This is a genomic window from Streptacidiphilus sp. MAP5-3, from assembly GCF_041262505.1.
Lineage (GTDB): Bacteria > Actinomycetota > Actinomycetes > Streptomycetales > Streptomycetaceae > Streptacidiphilus.
Map to the genome: position 1 here is coordinate 385,012 of NZ_JBGCCL010000002.1, position 14,544 is coordinate 399,555.

Here is a 14,544-nt window from a genome sequence, read left to right on the forward strand (position 1 = left end):
AACCCGTCGGCGCGGGCACACTGAAACCCGTAGGAGGGCGAACACAATGACGAAGCACGCGTGGTGGCTCCTGGCCGCCGAGGGTGGCAACCCCCAGGACGACAGCGACTCCGGCAACAAGCACGGTGGAGGCGGCTCCGACGAGGGTGGCAACACCTCCGACGGCTCCGGTCCGGCGGACGGCAAGTAGTCGATGACCGACACCCGCGAAGAGGAGGCCAGCCCCTGCGCCTTGGGGCTGGCCGCCGCGCTGATGAAGAAGGGCGCGCTCACCACCGACTGGCTCCCCGCTTTCCACGCCGCACCCCGCGAGCTGTTCATCCCGGCCACCATCTGGCCGGGCACAGCGGGCGGCAACAAGCAGCACAACGCCGTCAACCGCGACACCGACCGCCAGGCCTGGCTACGAGCGGTGTACTCCGACATCCCGCTCACCACCCAGTGGGACGACGGACAGCACGACGGCCAGCACGCAGGCGACGCCAAAGGCACCATGCCGACATCGTCCAACTCGATGCCGACGATGGTGTTCTCGATGCTCCGCGACCTGGACCCGTACGAGGGCATGCGGGTGCTGGAGATAGGAACCGGAACCGGCTGGAACGCCGCGCTCCTTGCCGCACGGCTCGGCGACGACCAGGTGGTCAGCGTCGAAGTGGACCAGGCCGTAGCCGACACCGCGCGGGCGAACCTCGCGGCAGTTGGGCGCGGCGCGCTCGTGGTGGTCGGCGACGGCTGCGCCGGACACCCCAGCGGAGCACCGTATGACCGGATCACCGCCACGTGCTCCGTGCGCAGCATCCCCGCGGCCTGGATCGCCCAGACGAAACCGGGCGGGACCATCGTCGCGCCGTGGGGACCGCAGTACGGCGGTGAAGCGATCGTGCGGCTGATCGTCGAGGAAGACGGCAGCGCCTCCGGCTGGTTCACCCGCTCCAGCGCGTTCATGTCCCTACGCGCGCAGCGAGTCCACCGAACCCCCACCAGCATCTACCTGGGCGGCAAGGAGTGGCCGGCCGACGGCACCCGCACCACCACCGCCCTGTCCCCGGACGACGTCGGCGGATGGCTCGCCATGTTCGCCATCGGGCTCCAGGTCCCCGGCGTCTACCCCCGCCCCGAGCACTATCGCGATGGCTCCTACACCCTGTGGCTGCACGACACAGCAGTCACCTCATGGGCAACCGCCGACTGGGAGAAAGACCGCACCGCATTCGAGGTCGTGCAGTCCGGGCCCCGGCGGCTGTGGGACGAGGTCGAGGCAGCATGGCGGTGGTGGGACGCCCGAGGCCGGCCGGGATTCGACCGGTTCGGGCTCACCGTCACCCGCGAGGGGCAGCAGCTCGTCTGGCTCGACCACCCCCGGCAGCCGGTACCCATTCCCGCCTGAGCCCCGGCAGGCCTGGCAACCCACCCCCCAGGTCGCTGCGCTCAGGCGGGCTTGATCACGCCGGTGTCGTCCGTGCTCAGACTATGAGCGTGCGTCAGCCATCGGCTCGTGGCGGAGCGGGCGCCAGGTGGTGCGGGTGTGGGTGATGCGGAAGCCGGCGCGTTCGAGGTTGATCTGGCTGGCTGAGCCGTAGGCGACCGTTACGACGGCGAGGTCGGTGAGCTTCGCGGCGTCGGCGAGGCGGCGGGTGATCAGTGCGCTCTGGCATCCCTGGCGGCGGTAGCGGGGGAGCGTCGCCGCGCCGCTGAGCAGGGCTCCGGTGGGGGCAGGTAGAGGCTTGCGGCGGCGGCCGGTTGGTCGTCGACGCGGGCGAGGTAGCGGCGGACGGTTGCCGGGTCGTGTTCGGCGCGCAGCATGGTGTGGCGTTCGGGGCTTGCGTCGGCGAGTTCGTACCCGCCGATGAGTGTGGCGACGTAGTCGGTGTCGTCGGTCGGGTCGAGTTCCTCCACGGTGACCGAACCCTGGGCGGGCACCGCGGATTGAGAGCAGGCGTCCAGATGCCGGTGCATGGTCGCGGTGACGGCGCCCGCGTACAGGCCGCGACGGGCCAGGGCAGCACCGAGGCGGTCACTCGCGTCTCCGGCCCACACCTCCAGGGTCGGCACGATCCCGGCATCGGTGAAGAAGGCGGATATCGCGTCGAGGTGCGGCAGGTCGTCCTCGTTGACGCCGCGGGCCTTGTTGTAGAAGGGCAGTTCGCGAAGCGCCGGGACGCGTAGGGCCACCGTCCGTCCCCAGCGGCCGGTTTCGGCGTCGAGCGACTGTCGGGCGGCTGGTGTGGCCGAGTCCCGGCAAGTCTTCGAGGTGATCAGGTCCTCCGCGCGTCGCGCGGTGTCGGCCGGCATCCGCCCATGATGCCGCACTTGGAGAGGCGGTCTCCTGCCTACGGCTCACCGCTCGCGCGAGGTGAGGTCGCGGGCGACGCGGGCGAGGTTCACGCCGTAGCCGATGCCGAACGCATGCGGAGTGAAAAGGGCGCCGTTTTCCGGGTCCCAGTACTCCGCGCGGAGGCGGGCGAGGGTGGGCGGGCGGAAGTCGTAGGGCAGACCGGCGATGCGGCCGTGCCAGGTGCGGTCCTCGGGGGCCTGGCCCAGTTCCTTGGCGACGGCCGCGCCGACCAGCGCGGAGGCGCCCGCGAGGACGATCAGATTGAGCGCGTTGCCGCGCCGACCCACGGTGTTTCCAGCGTTCCTGGCTCCCATGTCGCGACAGTAAGTCGCCGCCTGGCGGCTGGGCAAGAGCAACGCGCAGCGGCCCGCCGCGTCTCGGGACGCGAGGGGCCGCTGCGGTCGGTGGGGGGGTGGGGGTCAGCTGTGGTCGGGCTCGGCGGTGAGCGCCGTCTCTGCAGCCGGCGCGGTCGCGGGGGCGATCGCGTCGCCGGCGACGGCGGGCGGGGCCGGCTGGTTGCGCATCAGCGCGAAGTAGAGGGCCGAGGAGACCGCCAGGCCCAGCAGCCAGGAGATGTCCGCGCCGCCGAGATGGGCGACCATCGGGCCGGTGTAGTAGGTGGTGCTGACGAACGGCACCTCGACCAGGACGCCGACGACGTACGCGACCATGGTGCGCCAGTTGAACCGGCCGTAGCACCCCGCCGGGTCGAACAGCGCGGGGATGTCGTACTGCTCACGGCGGATCACGTAGAAGTCGACGAGGTTGATCGCCGTCCACGGGACCAGGAAGTACGTGAGCAGCAGGATGAAGTTCTCGAAGGTGTTGAGGAAGTGCGCCTGTCCGACCAGCGCCAGCACCGTCCCGACCGTGGCCGCGAGCAGAATGAACGCCGCGCGCAGGCCCGGGCCCACCTGGAAGCGCAGCAGCGCCGAGAGCGTCGTGGTGGTGGACATGAACGCGCCGTACAGGTTGAGCACGTTGACGGCGAGCACGCCCAGCACCACGACCAGGTAGAAGAGGCCGGAGATCGAGCCGGGTGCCAGGCCGACGACGAAGGCCACCGAGTTGTCGCCGAACGCCTTGGGCGCGACGGCCGCCGCCACACAGCCGAAGGACATCATCCAGATGCTGGCGCCGACAGACCCGGCGTACGTCCACCAGAACGGCGGCGCGACGCGGGTGGCGGAGGGCAGATAGCGGGAGTAGTCGGCGACGTACGGGGCGTAGGTGATCTGCCAGGTCGCGGCGATGGAGATCACCAGCAGGAAGGTGCCCCAGTTGAGCGAGCCCGCGTGCCACATCCCGGCCGGGTGGTTCGTCCCGGTGAGCAGCCGGTAGCTCAGGTAGACGAAGCCGATGCCGCTGAGCAGGCTGATCCAGCGCTCCACCTGGTGGATCAGCCGGTAACCGTAGAGGGCGAGCACGACGCAGACCGCCGCGACGGCGACCACCGCGGCGCTCTGGGGCATGCCGGTCCAGGCTGCGAGCGCCGAGCCGCCGAGGACCGCGCTGCTGGCGAAGAAGCCGAGGTACATCAGGATCACCAGCAGCAGCGGGATCACCGCACCCAGGAACCCGAACTGCGCCCGGCTCTGGATCATCTGCGGCACGCCGAGCTTCGGGCCCTGGGCCGAGTGCAGCGCCATGAACACGCCGCCGAACAGGTTGCCCACGATCAGCGCGAGGATCGCCCAGGGCAGGGGGAGGCCCAGTACGACCCCGAGGGCACCGGTGACGATCGTGGTGATCTGTGTGTTCGCCGCGAACCAGACGGTGAAGAGGGAGCGTGATCTCCCGTGCCGTTCGGATTCCGGGACGAACTCCAGTGCGCGCCGTTCCATGTGGCCACCTCGGAAGCTCGAGACGTGTGGGGGTGTGCCACATCTTGCTGTATGGACTCAGGCAGCTGTCAAGAGGTTGAATAATTTCATTCTGAATCGCCTGAGGTGCCCAGGGACCGCGATCTTGCCTATCGTGCTCGGCTATGACCCAGGACTGGCGCAAGGACCGGATCGGCAGCGCGCTCGACGGCACGAACCCCTCGGTGATGCGAAGGCTGGACGCGGGGTTCGCGACGATCGGGGACGTGCAGTTCCTTCCGGGGTACTCGGTGCTGCTGGTGGATGACCCGTCCGTGCAGCGACTCTCCGAACTGCCGCGGTCCAGGCGGGTGGCGTTCCTCTCCGACATGGAGCGGATCGGCGAGGCCGTCGAGCGCGTCTGCGGTCGTCTGGATCCCGCGTTCCGGCGGGTGAACCTGGAGATCCTCGGCAATACCGCCCCGATGCTGCACGCCCACATCTGGCCCCGCTACGAGTGGGAGCCGCCCGAGTTGGTCGGCCGCCCGGTCTGGCTCCACCCACGCGAGAAGTGGAGCAACCCGGGCCACGCGCTCGGCCCGGAGCACCGCCCGCTGCGCGAGGCCATCGGTGCGGAGCTGGACCGGCTCGCCGAGTAGCCGACCTCGGCCGCTATGCCGAGGCGAGCGAGATCGCCGCCACGGTCGCCCATCTGGAAAGCACCGACGGGCGGTACATTACCGGCACGACCATCGCCGTCGACGGTGGATTCACCGCCTGAGCAGGAAGATTGACTGACTGTCAGTTATTTGGCAGAGAGCCGAAGATGTCTGCACCGCGGCGTTCGGCCTCGAGCTGGTCGAGGACGGCGCCGGTGAGGTCGGTGTGGGCGCCGGTCCACTGCTCGGCGGTGGCGCGGGAGGCGAAGAAGCGGAGGTAGCCGCAGCAGACGGCGGCGGCCGGGCCGTTGTCGGTGTCGGCGGCCGATGTGCGGAGGATTTGTCGTAGTGCCTCGACGGACGGGGCGCCGTCGACCCGGCCGTCCGCGCTTCGGTAGAGACGGCAGGACACGGTGGCTGCCGTGCCCGGAGCTGCGAACGGGTCGCGTCCGTCGACGAGCAGGGTCGGCGAGCCGTGCATACCCCTGCGCTCGGCCTCGGCCGTGGGGGGGGGGGGGGGCGGGGGGGGCCCCCCCCCCCCCCCCCCCCCCCCCCCCCCCCCCCCCCCCCCCCGCCCCCGCGGGGGGGGCGCGCCCCCCCCCCCCCCCCCCCCCCCCCCACGCCCGGATGCCCGGACAGCGCGGCCGTCAGCCGTGCCCGCAGCACCGGGCCGTTCCGGCAGTCCGGGACCGTCAGCATCTCCACGCGCATCAGTGGCACCTCCAGGTCACGACGCCCACGTTAGTCCCTCCCTCTGACACGTTCCGTGGCGCGCCTGTGTGACGGACCGTCACTCCAGCAGTCCGCGGCGGATCGCCTCGGCGACGGCGGCGGCGCGGTCGGAGACGCCGAGTTTGGCGTAGAGGTGCTGGACATGGCTCTTGACCGTGCTGGGAGAGAGGAAGAGCGCTGCCGCCGCCTCCGGCACGCTGCGGCCCTGGGCGAAGAGTTCGAGCACCTCGTGTTCGCGGGCGGAGAGGACGGGGGCGTCGACCTCGCGGCGGGCGTGGATCTCGGCGGCGAGGCCGTCGGTCAGGTGGGCCGGGACGACGGAGCGTCCGGCGGCGGCCTGGGCGACGGCGTCGACGATCTCGTCGCGGGAGGAGTCCTTGAGCAGGTAGCCGGCCGCTCCCTCCTGGAGGGCCTTGAAGACCAGGCCGCTGTCCTCGAAGGCGCTGAGAAGCACCACGCGCGTCGGCAACTCGTCGCGGACGACCGCGTGCACCACGGCGATGCCGTCGAGGTCGGGCATCTTGTAGTCGATCAGGGCGACGTCCGGGAGGTGCTCACGGATCGCGGCCAGCGCGGTGCGGCCGGTCTCCGCCTCGGCGACGACCTCGACGCGACCGCTCAGGGCCAGCGAGCGGCGGACACCCTCCCGGTAGAGGGGGTGGTCGTCGGCCACCACGACCCGGATCAGTCGGTCCTGCTGGGTTGTCCGGCTCATCGCGCTCTCCGCATCGGGCTCACCGTGCGTTCGTGACGGGCCCGTTGGGCGGGGGGATCACGCCGTCCGTCCCGGTGCCGCCATCGTATGTCGGGGCGGCGTGCGCCGCCTGCGAGGTCGGGGGGAGGGGGAGGGGGAGGGTGACCGTGGCGGTGGTGCCGCGAGGGCGGTTGGGGCCGAGGACCAGGGTGCCGCCCGCCTCCTCGACGCGGATCCGCTGCGCGGACAGGCCGATATGGCCACGGGTGACAGGCGCACGCCGACCGTCGTCTCCATCCCCATCCCCGTCGACCGGTAGGCCGATGCCGTCGTCCCGGACGGCGAGGACTGCGACGCCGTCGGCCAGCGACAGCTCGACCTCCACATGCCCGGCGCCCGCGTGCTTGACCACGTTGGTCAGCAGTTCGCGCCCGCAGCGGTAGAGCACCCGGTCGGCGCGGTGGCCCGCCGACACCGCGTCGCTACGGAAGGCGAGGGTAAAGCCGCCGCGCTGGGCGGCGCGCTCGGCCAGGTCGCGCAGCGCGGGCGAGACGCCTGCCTGCTCCAGCGAGGCGGGGTGCAGCTCGGTGACGGAGGAGCGCAGCTGGCGGGCTGCCTCGCGCAGCGCCTCGTCGGCACGGTCGAGTGCGCGCTCGGTGGTGGCCTCGGCTTCGACGGGTGAGGCGGGGGAAGCAGGGGAGACGGGAACGGCTTCGCGGTCCCTGCGGGTGAGGTGATGGGCCTCGTCGAGGTCCAGCCTGGCCGCCAGCACGTTCTGCAGTGGGCCGTCGTGCAGGGCCTCGGCGAGGTCGCGGCGCTCCTCGTCCACGGCGGCGACCGTACGGGCCAGCAACTGCCCACGTTGGCGGGCCAGCTCCGCGATCATCCGCACACGGGACTGCTGGATCCGCGACAGCACCACTCCCGCCACGCTGAGCGTGGCCAGCACCAGCCCGTTGGCCAGCGTGTAGTGCAGGTCGGGGGAGGCGTGCAGGTGGCCGATGCCGGATGCGGCGATGTAGGTGACTGTCGCCGCGAGGCCCGCCACGGCCGTGACCACCGGACTGAGCTGGAACGAGGCCAGCAGCGGCACGAAGATGAAGGCGTCCGGGCTCAGCGGGGTGGACCAGTTGGGGTCGGTGAACGCACCGGCCACGCCCAGGATCACGGCCAGGAACGGCAGGTCGACCAGCGCCACCGCCCAGACCAGTTGCTGCGGCCCGTCCTCGCGCCGGGAGGCCACGACCATCCCCGCGCTCCACACCCCGTAGAGAAGGGTCAGCACGAGCGTCAGCCGGACCTGCTCGTGCGGGCGGATCAGGAGGAGGCTCGCCAGCACGACCAGGAAGACGCACGCCCGCAGCGCCGCCTGGACCCGGACCGCGCGGTGCTGGTGGGCCCGCAGGATCTCGCCGACCGCGTGCTTGTCGGCGGCGTCGGGCAACCCGAGCTCGGGGGATCCCGAGAAGGCCGGGAGCCGGCGCAGGGACGCGAGGAGGCCGCTCGGCCGGCGAGTGCGGGTCGAGCCGGCTTCTGCCTGGGCGCTGGGGTTGGGTGCCATCGTCGCTCCCGGAGTCCCGTGGAAGTCCCGTGGATGTCCGTCGAGCCCTCCGCCGTTCTCAGTCTCCCACCAGCCCCGTCCGGGTGGTGCGCGGATCATCCACCCGACCCCCCGATCGGTTGACCCTGCCGTCCCCCCTTGCCGACGACAGTGGAAAGCGCAGGTCAGCAGACCCGCCGGGCCGGATGATCCACCTGGTCCGTACGAGTGGGACACGCTTTGGGGAAAACAATGAAGTCGACGATTCTTCTCACCGGTGCAGCTGTCCTGGCCGCGGGAACCCTGACTCTCGCCGCGCCCGTCGCGTTCGCGGACTCCGCGAGCCCGACGAGCACCGCGAGCTCCACCGGGACCGCGAGCTCCACGGCGGACCCGACGGGTACCCCGTTCACCCCGGCGGACTCGACCGGGACCGCGACCACCCCGGACAGCCCGACCACGCCGGCCAACTCGACGAGCGCGGCGATCTCCTCCGGCGGTGCGGTCAGCGTCACCTCCGCGACGGACGCGGGCGCGCCGATCGACGGCGGCGGCAACGTCAACATCAGCGGTACCTGTCCGGACGACGCTGTGACGCTGACCGGCATATCCTCGCCGTTCTTCGCGGGGGGATCGGCGACGATCGGTTCGTCCAACCCGCAGGCCTTCACCGCCACTGCGACGGTCCTGCCCGACATTCCGGCGGGGTCCGACCCGGTGACCGTGTCCTGCGTCAACGGCTCCGGCGCGAACGAGACGGTGCCGGGGAGCCTCACGGTCAGCACGCCGGTCACTCCCGTCACGCCGGTCACTCCCGTCACTCCGGTGACCCCAGTGAAGCCCGTGACCCCAGTGACGCCGGTGACCCCGCCGGTGAAGCCGGTCACCCCCGTCACCCCGGTCGCCCCCGTGAAGCCCGTGACCCCGGTCGCCCCGGTCAAGCCGGTGGCCCCTGCCCATCCGGTTGTTCCGGCAGCGCCGGTGACCCCGGCCGCCCACCCGTCCCTGCTGCCCCTGGCCCCCGTCGCCCCGCCCGCGCAGCCGGTCGCCCCGGTGGCTCCGGCGCAACCGGCCGCACCGGTCGCGCACAAGGCCGCCCCGCTCGCGCACACCTCGACCGCGAAGCCGAGCAGCGACACCGCCGCGCACTCGGGCGGCTCGGACGAGAACACCGTGCTGCTGGCCGTCGGCGCGGGCCTGGTCGCTGGTGTCGGCGTGATCGGTGCCGGAATGGTCAAGAAGCGGATGAGTGCCAAGAAGTGACGAGCAGTCAGTAGAGAGCTGAGCAGCGGCCCGCAGAGGGCCGCTGCCCCTTCTCGGATCCGCCGATCATCCTCCATCCCTCCCTGCCACAGGAGTTACCCGCCATGCCCGCCTTCCTGCGCCCCGGTGACCGCACCACCGGAACCTATGCCCCCCGAACCGCCCGCCCCTTCGCCTCGCCCGCCGCGCACGTCTGCTGCACCCACTTCCGCGTCCGGACGGACCTGTGCGACGACGCCGTCGTGCTGCGCCTCTCCGGCGAGTTGGACCGGGCCGCAGTCCCCTGTCTGCTGCACGCCGTGGAGCGGGCGTTGGTGCGCGGTCGCCACCGGATAGTGCTGGACATGGACGCCCTGCGCTTCTGCGACGCGGGCGGAGTGGGCGGGCTGCTCAGTGCCCGGCGGGCGGCCGAGTCGGTCGCGGTGCGGATCTACCTGGCCCGTCCCTCGCGGCTGCTGCGCCGCCTGTTGGCGCTGTGCCGGGTCAGCGGATGTTTCCCGACCGTTTCATGACAGTTCGTCGATGGACGGGTTTGCGCGGAGACTGGACAGTACGCCCGTTGTGCCCCAGGCTACGTGACCATGGCCGGACAGCTGCTCGACGTGCGCGGACGCCAGGAGCTTCACGATGAGGTCCTGGCCGCCGCCGAGGACATCGCCGCTCTGCTCCGCTCGGGCGTCGACGGGACGGTCCGGATACCCGAAGCGGAGTGGACCGTGGCCGAGGCCGCCGCGCACCTGGTGCTCGCCAACGCGCTGATGGCCGAGATCGCGGCCGGAGTGGACCTGCCGCCGCACGGGAACGGAACGCCCGAGAGCCTCGCCGGCGCCAACGCCGCGTCCCTGGTCGCCTTTCCGGAGCGCGACCTGGCGGTTCTCGCCGACGGCGTGCTGGACCAGGCGCGCGCCTACGTCGACGCGGCGGGCGAACGGCCCGGCACGGAACCCGTGGTGACGCCGATGGGCCCGATGCGCCTGGACACGCTCGGCTCCTACCTGTTGACGCACATGCTCGGCCACGGCTGGGACATCGCCCGCGCCCTGCGCCGCCCGCACATGGTCGACCGCCGCCGGGTGGAGCTCTGCCTGCCGTTCCTCTTCACCGCGATGCCGCGGGTGGTGGTCCCGGACGTGGTGGGTGAGTTGACGGCCACGTTCACGCTCGGTCTGCGCGGCTCGCGCGACCGCTGGTCGGCCCGGTTCACCTCCGGTTCGCTGGAGGTGGCGCCGAAGTCCGGTGGCCCGGCCGGGCCGAGTGACTGCACGATCATCAGCGAGCCGGTGACGTTCTTCCTGATCGCGCTGGGCCGTTGCTCGCCGTGGGGTGCGATCGCGCGCGGCCGGGTCCTCGCCTGGGGACGCCGCCCTCGGCTCGCGGCGGCCTTCGCGACGTACTTCCGTGCGCCCTGAGGCTGTTCCGAAAGCGGGAAATGCAGAACGTCCGGGTCGGCCCCTGCGGGCCGACCCGGACGTCAGTGTCAGCTGATCCGAACCCTCAGGCTCAGCGCAGGTCGAACCGGTCCAGCTCCATGACCTTGCTCCACGCCGCGACGAAGTCCTTGACGAACTTCTGCTTCGCGTCGTCGCTCGCGTAGACCTCGGCGAGGGCGCGCAGCTCGGAGTTGGAGGCGAAGACGAGGTCGGCACGGGTGCCGGTCCACTTGGCCTTGCCGGTGGCGGCGTCGCGGCCCTCGAAGGTGGACGCGTCGTCGGCGGCGGCCGTCCACGCGGTGCCCATGTCGAGCAGGTTGACGAAGAAGTCGTTCGTCAGCACGCCCGGGGTCGTGGTGAGGACGCCGTTCGAGGACTGGCCCTGGTTGGCGCCCAGCACGCGGAGGCCGCCGACGAGGACGGTCATCTCCGGCGCGCTCAGCGTCAGCAGGTTGGCCTTGTCGAGCAGCAGGTACTCGGCCGGGAGGCGGTTGCCCTTGCCAGTCCAGTTGCGGAAGCCGTCGGCCGCCGGCTCGAGCGCGGCGAAGGACTCGACGTCCGTCTGCTCCTGCGTGGCGTCCGTGCGGCCGGCGTGGAAGGGAACGGTGACGGTGTAGCCGGCGTCCTTGGCCGCCTTCTCGACACCCGCCGCGCCCGCGATCACGACCAGGTCGGCCAGCGAGACCTTCTTGCCGCCGGACTGGGCGGAGTTGAAGGACTCCTGGATGCCCTCCAGCTTGCGCAGCACGGTGGCGAGGCGGTCGGGGTCGTTGACCTCCCAACCGGCCTGCGGCTGCAGGCGGATGCGGCCGCCGTTGGCGCCGCCGCGCTTGTCGCTGCCGCGGAAGGACGAGGCAGCGGCCCACGCGGTTGAGACCAGCTCGGAGACGTTGAGGCCGGAGGCCAGCACCTTCTCCTTGAGCGCGGCCACGTCGGCGTCGTCGACCAGCGCGTGGTCCACGGCCGGGACCGGGTCCTGCCAGATCAGCACCTCGGAGGGGACCTCCGGGCCGAGGTAGCGGGCGAGCGGGCCCATGTCGCGGTGGGTCAGCTTGAACCAGGCGCGGGCGAAGGCGTCCGCGAACTGGTCGGGGTGCTCCAGGAAGCGGCGCGAGATCTGCTCGTAGGCCGGGTCGAAGCGCAGCGACAGGTCCGTCGTCAGCATCGTCGGCGCGTGCTTCTTGGACGCGTCGTGGGCGTCCGGCACGCTGCCCGCACCGGCGCCGTCCTTCGGCCGGTACTGGTTGGCGCCCGCTGGGCTCTGGAACAGCTCCCACTCGTAGCCGAAGAGGATCTCGAAGAACGAGTTGTCCCAGGTGGTCGGCGTGTTGGTCCAGATGCCCTCCAAGCCGGAGGTGATCGCGTCGCCGCCCTTGCCGGTGCCGAAGCTGGACTTCCAGCCCAGGCCGACCTCGTCCAGCGGGGCCGCCTCCGGGTCCGCGCCGACGTGGTCGGCCGGGCCGGCGCCGTGGGTCTTGCCGAAGGTGTGGCCGCCGGCAATCAGCGCGACAGTCTCCTCGTCGTTCATCGCCATCCGGCGGAACGTCTCACGGATGTCGCGGGCCGCGGCGATCGGGTCCGGGTTGCCGTTGGGGCCCTCGGGGTTGACGTAGATGAGGCCCATCTGGACCGCCCCGAGGGGGTTCTCCAGCTCGCGGTCGCCGGTGTAGCGCTGGTCGTCGAGCCAGGTGGTCTCGGGACCCCAGTAGACGTCCTCGTCCGGCTCCCAGACGTCCGCGCGACCGCCGGCGAAGCCGAAGGTGTCGAAGCCCATCTGCTCCAGGGCCACGTTGCCGGCCAGGATCATGAGGTCGGCCCAGGACAGGTTCTTGCCGTACTTCTTCTTGACCGGCCAGAGCAGGCGGCGCGCCTTGTCCAGGTTGCCGTTGTCGGGCCAGCTGTTGAGCGGGGCGAAGCGCTGCTGACCGGCGCCACCGCCGCCGCGGCCGTCGCTGATGCGGTAGGTGCCCGCGCTGTGCCAGGCCATGCGGATCATGAACGGGCCGTAGTTGCCGAAGTCGGCGGGCCACCAGTCCTGCGAGGTGGTGAGCACCTCGGCGATGTCCTGCTTCACGGCCGGGAGGTCGAGCGACTTGAAGGCCGCCGCGTAGTCGAAGTCCTCGCCCAGCGGATTGGCCACGGCCGGGTTCTTGGCGAGGATCTTCAGGTTGAGCCGGTCCGGCCACCACTGGCGGTTTCCGCCACCCTGCGTGGGGTGCGTGGCACGTCCGTGCACGACCGGGCAACCACCCGAGCCCTCCGCTCCGACCATTGCGTCAGGGGTCTCAGACATGGGAATCCTTCCGGGCTTGACGAGTAACTCCGAAGTCTGGCTGAGAGGAAGAGGCGAGGGCGTTCAGGCCGGTGCGTGTCGCGTGCAGGAATTCGTGTCGCTCGTGTGGTTCGTCCTGCACGGCGGACAAGCAGGCCCGACCCGCGGTCTGCGCGGTGCGCGGTCTGCGCGCCGCCCACGCGGCCTGCGCGTTGCGGTCGTCGACGACGGGAATGTGAATCCCCGTCGTTGGGTAGGCAGTCACGTGCGATAACTCCAGGCCGTCCTTGCGTCCATCCGGTGCCGCCTCGAACCCTATCTTAGACCTTGTCTAAGTCAATGCCGACACCAATCTCGAACAACATCCGAGTGGCTGCTACCCTCGACGCATGAGCGACCTGCTGGAACGGCTCCGTACCCGCGGCTGGCGGCTGACCGCGCAGCGGCGGGTCGTCGCCCAGGTCCTGGACGGCGACCACGTTCATTTCACCGCCGACGAGATCCACGCGCGCGCCGTGGAGCTGCTGCCGGAGATCAGCCGGGCGACGGTCTACAACACGCTCGGCGAGCTGGTCAGCCTCGGCGAAGTCCTCGAAGTCAGCACGGACGGCCGCGCCAAGCGCTACGACCCGAACGCCCACCACGCGCACCAGCACCTGATCTGCCAGTCCTGCGGCACCATCCGCGATGTCCACCCAACGGGTGACCCGCTCATCGCCCTGCCGTCGACGGAGCGCTTCGGCTTCGCCGTCTCCGGCGTCGAGGTCACCTACCGCGGGCTCTGCCCGGACTGCGCGGCCAAGGCCTGAGGGTCATAGCCTGAGGGTCAAGGCCTGAGCTGGTTCGCCCGCCGAAGGCCGAGATCGACAGCACCGCACCGGGGGAGTGCCATGGACGACGGCTCGCACGACGGCTCGCACAACGACTGGTACGTGGACGACCGCTGCACCAACTGCGACGTGGCGCGGCAGTTGGCGCCCGGGCTGATCGAGCAGGTCGGCGGGCGCTCGGAGGTGGTGCGGCAGCCGCGTGACGCGGACGAGCTCGCCCGGATGCACGCCGCCGCCTTCGCCTGCCACACGCGGTCGATCCGGCAACCGGAGCAGCCGCTCGACACCGCCGCGGACCCGTACCCGATGGCGCTCGATGAGAACGTCCTGTTCTGCGGCCACAACTCGCCGCACACTGCCGCCGCCAACTCCTACCTGCTGCGCCGGCCTGACGGCACGCAGATGATGGTCGACACGCCGCGCTGGTCCGCCGCGCTCGCCGACCGGTACGAGGCGTCGGGCCAGGTCACCGACGTCCTGCTGACGCACCGGGACCACGCGGCCCACGGTCGCCGGTATGCGGACCGGTTCGGTGCGCGGCTGTGGATCCACGAGGGCGACCTGGCCGCCGCCCGCGACGCCGACCAGGTGCTGCGCGGCATCGAGCCGACCGAGATCGCGCAGGGCGTGATCGCCTACCCGCTCCCGGGACACACCGAGGGCAGCGTCCTGTTCGTCGCCGACGAGCGGTACTGCTTCAGCGGCGACAGCCTCTACTGGTCGCGCACCAAGGGCGCGCTCGCGGTCGCGGAGCACGTGACCTGGTACTCCATCCGGGAGTTGGCGGCCTCGCTGACCCGCACCGCACCCCAGCTGCGCTTCGCCTGGGTGCTGCCGGGGCACGGCGACCGCAAGCACCTCGCGCCCGAGGAGATGGCCGAGCAACTGCGCGCGCTGACCGCGCGCACGCGTCAACTGCGGCCGACGCCGGTCGACTTCGCCTCGCATCAGTGGTGAGCGGAGGACTCACACATCCGGAGTGAG

16 protein-coding genes are annotated in these 14,544 nt (G+C 71.3%); 9 read left to right on the forward strand and 7 right to left on the reverse strand.

Features of this window, described 5'->3' with window-relative positions; genetic code table 11:
• The first annotated feature begins 46 nt into the window (after nt 1-46).
• Together ABH928_RS05475 and ABH928_RS05480 are read left to right on the forward strand one after the other, a co-directional pair.
• Nucleotides 47-190, forward strand: a complete 144-nt coding sequence (locus ABH928_RS05475) for a hypothetical protein (protein ID WP_370062584.1) — start codon at nt 47-49, stop codon at nt 188-190.
• Between the two features lie 3 nt (nt 191-193).
• Nucleotides 194-1,390 carry a methyltransferase domain-containing protein gene (locus tag ABH928_RS05480; protein ID WP_370062586.1) on the forward strand — a complete coding sequence of 399 codons (1,197 nt, stop codon included), beginning with the start codon at nt 194-196 and terminating at the stop codon, nt 1,388-1,390.
• Between the two features lie 251 nt (nt 1,391-1,641).
• Here ABH928_RS05480 and ABH928_RS05485 read toward each other — a convergent pair whose 3' ends face one another.
• From ABH928_RS05485 to ABH928_RS05495, 3 genes are all read right to left on the reverse strand, one after another.
• Nucleotides 1,642-2,295 carry a hypothetical protein gene (locus ABH928_RS05485; RefSeq protein WP_370062588.1) on the reverse strand — a complete coding sequence of 218 codons (654 nt, stop codon included), beginning with the start codon at nt 2,293-2,295 and terminating at the stop codon, nt 1,642-1,644.
• A gap of 45 nt (nt 2,296-2,340) precedes the next feature.
• The gene (locus tag ABH928_RS05490) at nt 2,341-2,652 is read right to left on the reverse strand and encodes a DUF5808 domain-containing protein (RefSeq protein WP_370062590.1); all 312 of its coding nucleotides are present in this window, start codon (nt 2,650-2,652) and stop codon (nt 2,341-2,343) included.
• Nucleotides 2,653-2,757: 105 nt separating this feature from the next.
• On the reverse strand, nt 2,758-4,182 hold the full coding sequence (locus ABH928_RS05495; protein ID WP_370062592.1) for a cytosine permease: 1,425 nt from the start codon (nt 4,180-4,182) through the stop codon (nt 2,758-2,760).
• 143 nt (nt 4,183-4,325) lie between these two features.
• On the opposite strand from ABH928_RS05495, the gene ABH928_RS05500 reads away from it, so the two are divergent.
• Complete coding sequence (locus tag ABH928_RS05500; protein ID WP_370062594.1) at nt 4,326-4,799, forward strand: diadenosine tetraphosphate hydrolase; 474 nt, start codon at nt 4,326-4,328, stop codon at nt 4,797-4,799.
• Nucleotides 4,712-4,921 carry an SDR family oxidoreductase gene (locus tag ABH928_RS05505; RefSeq protein ID WP_370062596.1) on the forward strand — a complete coding sequence of 70 codons (210 nt, stop codon included), beginning with the start codon at nt 4,712-4,714 and terminating at the stop codon, nt 4,919-4,921. Before ABH928_RS05500 ends, ABH928_RS05505 begins: the two co-directional genes overlap by 88 nt.
• Before the next feature lie 20 nt (nt 4,922-4,941).
• Here the strand turns inward: ABH928_RS05505 and merB are convergent, their stop codons facing one another.
• The 3 genes from merB to ABH928_RS05520 all read right to left on the reverse strand — a co-directional run bounded on the left by merB (nt 4,942) and on the right by ABH928_RS05520 (nt 7,786).
• A complete protein-coding gene (gene merB / locus ABH928_RS05510; RefSeq protein WP_370062598.1) occupies nt 4,942-5,280 on the reverse strand; it encodes an organomercurial lyase in 339 nt (112 codons plus the stop codon).
• A gap of 309 nt (nt 5,281-5,589) precedes the next feature.
• Nucleotides 5,590-6,246: a response regulator gene (locus ABH928_RS05515; protein WP_370062600.1), complete on the reverse strand. Its 657-nt coding sequence runs from the start codon at nt 6,244-6,246 to the stop codon at nt 5,590-5,592.
• A 19-nt stretch (nt 6,247-6,265) separates the two neighbouring features.
• Nucleotides 6,266-7,786: a sensor histidine kinase gene (locus tag ABH928_RS05520; RefSeq protein WP_370062602.1), complete on the reverse strand. Its 1,521-nt coding sequence runs from the start codon at nt 7,784-7,786 to the stop codon at nt 6,266-6,268.
• Between the two features lie 231 nt (nt 7,787-8,017).
• Between ABH928_RS05520 and ABH928_RS05525 the strand changes: the two genes are divergently transcribed.
• From ABH928_RS05525 to ABH928_RS05535, 3 genes are all read left to right on the forward strand, one after another.
• Entirely contained in the window at nt 8,018-9,028 is a 1,011-nt protein-coding gene (locus tag ABH928_RS05525) for a hypothetical protein (RefSeq protein WP_370062604.1), read from the forward strand.
• 104 nt (nt 9,029-9,132) lie between these two features.
• Nucleotides 9,133-9,540, forward strand: a complete 408-nt coding sequence (locus ABH928_RS05530) for an STAS domain-containing protein (protein ID WP_370062606.1) — start codon at nt 9,133-9,135, stop codon at nt 9,538-9,540.
• A gap of 69 nt (nt 9,541-9,609) precedes the next feature.
• Nucleotides 9,610-10,437, forward strand: a complete 828-nt coding sequence (locus ABH928_RS05535) for a sterol-binding protein (protein WP_370062608.1) — start codon at nt 9,610-9,612, stop codon at nt 10,435-10,437.
• Between the two features lie 91 nt (nt 10,438-10,528).
• Here the strand turns inward: ABH928_RS05535 and katG are convergent, their stop codons facing one another.
• Entirely contained in the window at nt 10,529-12,751 is a 2,223-nt protein-coding gene (gene katG / locus ABH928_RS05540) for a catalase/peroxidase HPI (protein WP_370062610.1), read from the reverse strand.
• Nucleotides 12,752-13,119: 368 nt separating this feature from the next.
• Here katG and ABH928_RS05545 point away from each other — a divergent pair, with 368 nt between their 5' ends.
• A complete protein-coding gene (locus ABH928_RS05545; RefSeq protein ID WP_370062612.1) occupies nt 13,120-13,539 on the forward strand; it encodes a Fur family transcriptional regulator in 420 nt (139 codons plus the stop codon).
• Between the two features lie 81 nt (nt 13,540-13,620).
• Nucleotides 13,621-14,517, forward strand: a complete 897-nt coding sequence (locus tag ABH928_RS05550; protein ID WP_370062614.1) for an MBL fold metallo-hydrolase — start codon at nt 13,621-13,623, stop codon at nt 14,515-14,517.
• Nucleotides 14,518-14,544: the final 27 nt, after the last annotated feature.

Coding starts and splice junctions, on each gene's coding strand:
- ABH928_RS05475 (WP_370062584.1), top strand. CDS start 47: ATGACGAAGCACGCGTGGTGGCTCCTGGCCGCCGAGGGTGGCAACCCC.
- ABH928_RS05480 (WP_370062586.1), top strand. CDS start 194: ATGACCGACACCCGCGAAGAGGAGGCCAGCCCCTGCGCCTTGGGGCTG.
- ABH928_RS05485 (WP_370062588.1), bottom strand. CDS start 2,295: ATGCCGGCCGACACCGCGCGACGCGCGGAGGACCTGATCACCTCGAAG.
- ABH928_RS05490 (WP_370062590.1), bottom strand. CDS start 2,652: ATGGGAGCCAGGAACGCTGGAAACACCGTGGGTCGGCGCGGCAACGCG.
- ABH928_RS05495 (WP_370062592.1), bottom strand. CDS start 4,182: ATGGAACGGCGCGCACTGGAGTTCGTCCCGGAATCCGAACGGCACGGG.
- ABH928_RS05500 (WP_370062594.1), top strand. CDS start 4,326: ATGACCCAGGACTGGCGCAAGGACCGGATCGGCAGCGCGCTCGACGGC.
- merB (WP_370062598.1), bottom strand. CDS start 5,280: ATGCACGGCTCGCCGACCCTGCTCGTCGACGGACGCGACCCGTTCGCA.
- ABH928_RS05515 (WP_370062600.1), bottom strand. CDS start 6,246: ATGAGCCGGACAACCCAGCAGGACCGACTGATCCGGGTCGTGGTGGCC.
- ABH928_RS05520 (WP_370062602.1), bottom strand. CDS start 7,786: ATGGCACCCAACCCCAGCGCCCAGGCAGAAGCCGGCTCGACCCGCACT.
- ABH928_RS05525 (WP_370062604.1), top strand. CDS start 8,018: ATGAAGTCGACGATTCTTCTCACCGGTGCAGCTGTCCTGGCCGCGGGA.
- ABH928_RS05530 (WP_370062606.1), top strand. CDS start 9,133: ATGCCCGCCTTCCTGCGCCCCGGTGACCGCACCACCGGAACCTATGCC.
- ABH928_RS05535 (WP_370062608.1), top strand. CDS start 9,610: ATGGCCGGACAGCTGCTCGACGTGCGCGGACGCCAGGAGCTTCACGAT.
- katG (WP_370062610.1), bottom strand. CDS start 12,751: ATGTCTGAGACCCCTGACGCAATGGTCGGAGCGGAGGGCTCGGGTGGT.
- ABH928_RS05545 (WP_370062612.1), top strand. CDS start 13,120: ATGAGCGACCTGCTGGAACGGCTCCGTACCCGCGGCTGGCGGCTGACC.
- ABH928_RS05550 (WP_370062614.1), top strand. CDS start 13,621: ATGGACGACGGCTCGCACGACGGCTCGCACAACGACTGGTACGTGGAC.